Below are 672 nucleotides of genomic sequence, written 5' to 3'. Positions count from 1 at the left end.
GGCGGCATCCGGCATGACCACGGGAAGCGTCAGCGGCTCGTTGCGCAGGCGCGGATCGAAGAAGGGCTCCGGCAGCCGCGCCAGGTCGCGGGTCAGCGGCAGCTTCTCCAGCGTCAGGTGCAGCACCGACAGGTCGGAGACGGTCGACCACAGCAGGCCCGACAGCGGGTCGTTGCATTCCACCGCATAGCGGCCGGTGAAGCGGAAGTTCAGCCGGTTGCTGTCGGCGAAATAGACCGGGTTGATCGGGAACTCGATCGGGCCGAAGGCCGGGCGGGCGCGCTCCGGCGTGATGGTGCCGACGAACTGCTCGTTCATCGCGATGGCGATCTGGCTGAGCTCGGGGATCAGCGCCGGGCTGGTCGCGCCCTGCAGCACCAGCCGGGCGGCGGTGACCACCTCGTCCGAGCGCACGCCGAACAGCAGGCCCTGCAGGTCCGAGGTGCCGCGCAGCTGCATCGGGCCGGCCAGGCCCAGCTGCTTCAGCGTGCGGCTCTCGATGCGCGAGCCGCCGCTGGCGGTGGTGCCGCCGCTGCCATTGCCGCTGCCGAACATCACCGGGCCGGAATTGGACGGCGGCGCGCCGAAGGGGCCGGAAGGCGGCGCCATCGGCGTCAGGCCGGGGATGTCCGCGGCCGGGGCCGGCGCCTGGTAGGGCGCGGGGGCCGGGGC

At 72.9% G+C, this 672-nt stretch carries 1 protein-coding gene; it reads right to left on the bottom strand.

Going from position 1 to position 672, the window contains the following annotated elements; genetic code table 11:
* A partial coding sequence (locus BKE38_RS29545; RefSeq protein ID WP_165694328.1) for a cellulose biosynthesis cyclic di-GMP-binding regulatory protein BcsB occupies positions 1–672 on the bottom strand: 672 nt, incomplete at both ends.

This window comes from Teichococcus deserti, assembly GCF_001982615.1.
GTDB lineage: Bacteria > Pseudomonadota > Alphaproteobacteria > Acetobacterales > Acetobacteraceae > Pseudoroseomonas > Pseudoroseomonas deserti.
This window is presented reverse-complemented; position numbering and strand designations above follow the sequence as displayed.